We start from the raw sequence: 5,291 nt of genomic DNA on the forward strand, positions 1-5,291 counted from the left end.
ATTAATTAGTAATTATTATTAATTAGTATAATAGCTGAATTTAATTATAAAAGCAATATTATTTAAAAAATTTTATCAGCCGGATGAGCAGTTTTTGCATATGCCTTCAAAAAGCACCCTTATATTAAGAACATCATAATTCATTTCAACCTCTTTGGGGGTTTTGAAGTTAAAAGGAACATTTTCAATATCGTATATATTGCCACATTTCCGGCATATAAAATGATAGTGCTTCAGAGTATTTCCTTCATATCTCCGAGTTGGAGAAAGGCCTTCTATGATTTCCGCAATACCTATGTCATGAAAAAATGACAGTGTTCTATATACCGTATCAAAAGAAATATCAGGAAAAGTTTTCTTTACTCTCTTATATAGAGTTTCTACATTTGGATGGTCATAAGAATTTAATAGTTCAGTGTATATTACAGTTCTCTGGGGGGTGACTTTCATTTTCTTTTCCCTGCAGATTTTTTTAAAATCATGAATTAAATCATTTTTATTATTTGAGTTCATCTTACTGCTTTTTAAAGCCTGATTAAATTAATTATTAATATCATATATGATTAATAAAAATCATGGAATAATTTTTATTACTGACATATAACTTAATTTCCTATTCAGCGACAGGGAAATTATTTTTTCTTCATGCTAAAGATATAGCCTCCTCTCTGATTTCCTATTAGGGAAGAGGTTATAAACGAATTCGGGTCTATCTTTAAAATTATCTTGTTCAGTCTGTCAATACAATTATTTCTGCATACAACATTTATTATTTTAATGTTGCCATCTTTTCCAAGTCCAAAATAACTTGTCGCGCCAAATCCCTCATTTCTAAGCACAGACTCAATTTCTTCAGATTTGTGTTTGGATATTATATTTGTGCTCAGCAGATCCTTTGAGAGTTTGTCAGATATAAACATCCCTACAATTGTTCCGATGGCAAAACCTGCCCCATACGCAAAAATACCATAAATATTGTTGTTTATGTCCTGTATTACTTTTGCAATGATTGTGACAAAAATAGTTACTTCTATAAACCCAACGACTGCAGCTATTAATTTTTTCTTTCTTACAATGAAATTTATCCTGACAGTGCCTAGTGAAACATCAATAATTCTTCCAAAAAAAATCATTAATGACCAGAATAATATATTCATATATTTTTCAGTCTCTCCTTTTCGCTTAAAATTTTTCCTTCTTTATCAATAGAAACACATGCACCATTTATAAATCCGGTCTTTATTTTTCCTTTTGCAGCCGGCACCCCTTTCAGATGAGGCGCATCCAGAATACCTTTTCTGACAGCTTTCCCGATAATTTCCGGTTCAGTAAGAGGATCTTCAAATCTTTTCCTGCAATCAAGCTTTCTAATGCAGTTTAAAATTTCTTTTGCATCATCAACCAATTCTCTTCTTCTTTCAGAAATATTTCCTTCAACTGACATTTTCGGAGAACCTTCAAGAATATTCTCTATCACCTTTGAAACAATGAAGCAGCTCTCAATAATGTCAGCGGGTTTTGCTGCATATTCAGATTCACATGCGGCAACCACATGAACTATCTGCGGGTTTATCTGCATCTGAAGATATGTTGAAGAAGCAAGCTGGCCTTTATTTTTAAACAGGTTGCTGGTCATACTGAAAAGACCTGTTCTTGTTTCACGAACAGAATTAAATGTGTCGTCATGCAATGATTCTATAAGTTCAATTTTTGCAAGCATTTTAGCCATATCCATACTGAAATCAGTTTCCGGAGGAGTATTGAACATATACTGGGCAACATAATTCTTAACACCCATTTTTTTTGCATTATATGCTGCAAGATAAGCTGTAGCGACAGCAATTGAATCAGAAGAATATCTCAGGCTCCAGTGATGTGATTCGTTTACTTCAACAGGAATGTCTCTATCGGCATGCCATCTCATTACTTTCTGATTTTCACTGATAGCATTTTCAAGTTTTCTTATGCTTCTGTTATCAAGCTCGTTATACCAGAATAAGGGGACAGCGCACCATGCATTTTCAATTGTTTCATGCAGAACCTGCGCAAAACTTATAATATCATTCGTTCCGCTGTAACATCTCATTATTGGAAAATTCCCTGTCTTTGCCGCTTTTCGCAGTTTTTTCAGATCATCTCTGCTTCTAATGGGAACACCGCCTGCCCCGTTAAGGCTTTCCCTCATTTTTTCAGGATGAAAGAAAAATTCCTGGGTATTCTGGTCTGGACCAAGGGAAATGACATCCAGAACCCCGCTTTCAGCAATTTCTTTTATCCCCCTTACTGTTTCATCAAAATCAGGTCTGCCATAATGATGCCTCAGCAAAGGAAAAGGTTCTTTATATTTTATCCTCTCCAGCAAAAGCTGTGGGGGTATGTTTTCCCTGTAATTTTCAAATTTATGCCCTTTCAAAAAATCTGAGACTTCCTTCTGGCTTTCCCCACCTGTAAAGATCATGGAAAAATTATTACTTATCCCCGCTTCAGCAAGCGCGCTGCTGACAGATTTTGTAGTACCCAAAACCAGAATTATTTTTTCCCTATTTGTTTTTTCCTGAAGTTTTTTTATCAGCTCTTTAAAAGCAACTATGGCGCTTTCAGGCGATAATCTGTAGCTTATTCCAAGGATATCAGGATTAAACTCATTTACTTTCAAAATAAGTTTATCAATCTCAAGAGCAGAACCGGCAAAACTGGTGGTAAATCCTTCATCCTTTGCAGTCTGTAAAAACTTTAGCATTCCGGCTACATGGACGCATCCTGCGACTGAAGCGGCAAGAATTCTTAAATCTTTCTTCATTCTTTTAATTTTCCTTCAATAAAGATATTCCTGATCTGCTCAAGGCTTAAATTTTCAAGTCCGAGCCTTCTAAGATTCCTTCCGGATTGCCTGAAATCTGCTTTAAAAATTATATTTGCTATATCTATAAGCGAATCGGTGGCTTTTGTACTCACTCCGAATATTTTCCCAAATTCTGATATGGGCACAAGACTCATGGGAACATCTTCGGTAATATATCTGTTATTGATTACTCTCGGTGCGTTTATACCTACATATCCGGGATTATTGTGAATTGCATCAAAAAGATTATCTTCAGATATATTATATGCCATTGAAAGCCAGTCAAGAGCTGTCATAACATTCTTGCATTTCAGCGCATGGGAAACTTCGACTCTTTCACGGTCTACTGCTCCAAGTATTTTGGCTACAGACTGTGTTACTCCCTCAATATAAAACTGGAAATTTCCATAAGTAGCCTCGATGCGGCTTGCATTCAGTATCGTTATCGCAGGATGAAAAACAGCACCGATATTATTAAAACTTGTTTCTATAACGCTTGTGGCAGAAATAAACTCGGGGAAAGCCTCATTTATAAGATCAATTACAGCATCTGTCTTTACTGCCGGTATTGCTCCTACCGGGATAGCCTGTTTTATCCTGAAAATCTTGACTGAAGCAGGTCCCATCCCCCTGCTGGCATAAATAAAAGTCTGAGCTTCTGCCACTGTTATATTATTATAATTCCCTCTCTCTTTCAGAATATTCAGAAATTCAAGAGCGCCTGCTGTCCTGCCCGGATTAAGTATTACTGTCTGTCCGTCTTTTAGATACGGAGCGCATCTTTCTGCTATTGCTCCGTGTGCAAAAGCGGGGACTACCACCATTATTACATCCGTGTCCTTGATAACTTCCTCAATATTATCAGAAACACATTGCAAGCGACCGAAACCGTTTACTTCTCCTTCAATTTCTATTCCATGCATTTTGATAATAGGTTCTATTTTTGAATAACTCCTATTATATAACTTGACAGGAAACCCTTTTATTGCCAGATGAGCGGCCATTGCTTTGCCGCCATGACCTGCGCCTACTACTGCAAATCTTGCTTTTTCCATATCAGTTCCTTAAATGGTTGAATTTATAATTTTATTTTTTTTAAAATATTCTTAAATCTTAATCGTGCCAATTTCCTAAGGCTTATAAGCTGCAAAAACAGCTTATTTTATGAGGTTTGTTTTTATGATAACACATTATGTTTTAATTTATTAAGCAATTTTATTTGCAGTTCTTTGTTTTTATCAATCTTAAAAAATGATATATATTTTGCTTATATTTTTATTAATAACATTATATGGTACTTTGCAATATAAAAAGATTTCGCTTATTGCTTGTTTGAAAATATTTTTAATCCATGTTTTGCAAGTTTTTACAGAGTTTGGTCACCTTGTAGAAATCGACAATCAGGGTGATTTTATGAAAAGCAGTTTCAGTAATAAGATTATACTGATTGCTGCTGAATAAAAACTCTTGCTCTTAAACATGTGCAGTTTTGATGTTGCTTGTAACTTATTTTAGAAAAAATTCAATAGAGAAAACTGAAAGACAGGCTGAAGATGCTCCTAATTGAAGATAACGGATTTGATGCAGGACTAATAGCAAAAGAAATAAAAAAAGTCAGCAAAAAACAAAAATATAAACTGGCAGAAATTCAGGAAAATGCAGGAATCTTATAATTATTCTGTCAGAACCCACTTTTCGGTATAAAGATCTATTATATCTTTTTCTCTTAAAAATCTTGTCAGTTCCGAAAAAGAAGAATATGAAGCTTCAAAATAATTACCGCCTCTCCGGCTGTTATTAGGTTTTATCAGATACAGATTCTCCTTTGCTCTTGTAAGCGCAACATATAAAAGCCTTCTCTCTTCTTCAAGTTCCTCGGGACTGCCCATAGACATTGTGCTAGGCAGATAGCCGTCTACCATATAAATAACAAAAACAGTATGCCATTCCAGACCTTTTGCAGAATGTATCGTTGAAAGAGTAAGCCTGTCTTCATCCTTATTTTCAAGTGAAGCACCGATCTGAGATTCTTTCACAGGCTCAATTGTAAAATCAGAAAGAAAATCCCCAAGCTTCTTATATCTTTGCGCAATATAAAAAAGAGATTCAATATCCTTTTCTCTTTTATTGTAATCATCATATTTTTCCTTAAAAATAGGATAGTAGTAATCCGAAATTATCTTCAGCTGGTCATAAGGTAAGAGGTTTTTTTGTTTAAGCGAACTCAGCATCTTATATAGCTTATATAGTTCCATGCAGTACTTTTTTTTATAAACTATCCTGCCCTTCTCACTTATATACTTCTTTTTTCCAAGATCAATATCTTTTTTTCCATATGAAAAATCTTTCAGATCATTGCTGCCTGTATTTGTATTTTCCACGACAATTTTCTTAAGAAATTCAAAATTTTTGTCATCAGCAGACATTCTGCCTGTTATCTCGGATGCCG

The 5,291-nt window shown here is 34.8% G+C and carries 5 protein-coding genes; all 5 read right to left on the reverse strand.

What is annotated here, in order from left to right; translation table 11 throughout:
* Window positions 1-75: 75 nt before the first annotated feature.
* Window positions 76-513 carry a transcriptional repressor gene (locus GXZ93_04270; protein HHT78994.1) on the reverse strand — a complete coding sequence of 146 codons (438 nt, stop codon included), beginning with the start codon at window positions 511-513 and terminating at the stop codon, window positions 76-78.
* Window positions 514-632: 119 nt separating this feature from the next.
* A complete protein-coding gene (locus GXZ93_04275; GenBank protein ID HHT78995.1) occupies window positions 633-1,157 on the reverse strand; it encodes a DUF2179 domain-containing protein in 525 nt (174 codons plus the stop codon).
* Entirely contained in the window at window positions 1,154-2,800 is a 1,647-nt protein-coding gene (locus GXZ93_04280) for a cobalamin B12-binding domain-containing protein (GenBank protein HHT78996.1), read from the reverse strand. The genes GXZ93_04275 and GXZ93_04280 overlap by 4 nt, the downstream gene beginning before the upstream one ends.
* Window positions 2,797-3,897, reverse strand: a complete 1,101-nt coding sequence (locus GXZ93_04285) for an NADP transhydrogenase subunit alpha (GenBank protein ID HHT78997.1) — start codon at window positions 3,895-3,897, stop codon at window positions 2,797-2,799. Before GXZ93_04285 ends, GXZ93_04280 begins: the two co-directional genes overlap by 4 nt.
* A 618-nt stretch (window positions 3,898-4,515) precedes the next feature.
* Window positions 4,516-5,268 carry an ATP-dependent helicase gene (locus GXZ93_04290; GenBank protein ID HHT78998.1) on the reverse strand — a complete coding sequence of 251 codons (753 nt, stop codon included), beginning with the start codon at window positions 5,266-5,268 and terminating at the stop codon, window positions 4,516-4,518.
* Between the last annotated feature and the right edge of the window lie 23 nt (window positions 5,269-5,291).

The organism is Actinomycetota bacterium (assembly GCA_012837825.1).
Taxonomy (GTDB): Bacteria; Actinomycetota; Humimicrobiia; order Humimicrobiales; family Humimicrobiaceae; genus Humimicrobium.

Excerpts from the sequence above, each read along its gene's own strand:
- GXZ93_04270 (HHT78994.1), bottom strand. The coding sequence starts at position 513 with ATGAACTCAAATAATAAAAATGATTTAATTCATGATTTTAAAAAAATC.
- GXZ93_04275 (HHT78995.1), bottom strand. The coding sequence starts at position 1,157 with ATGAATATATTATTCTGGTCATTAATGATTTTTTTTGGAAGAATTATT.
- GXZ93_04280 (HHT78996.1), bottom strand. The coding sequence starts at position 2,800 with ATGAAGAAAGATTTAAGAATTCTTGCCGCTTCAGTCGCAGGATGCGTC.
- GXZ93_04285 (HHT78997.1), bottom strand. The coding sequence starts at position 3,897 with ATGGAAAAAGCAAGATTTGCAGTAGTAGGCGCAGGTCATGGCGGCAAA.
- GXZ93_04290 (HHT78998.1), bottom strand. The coding sequence starts at position 5,268 with ATGTCTGCTGATGACAAAAATTTTGAATTTCTTAAGAAAATTGTCGTG.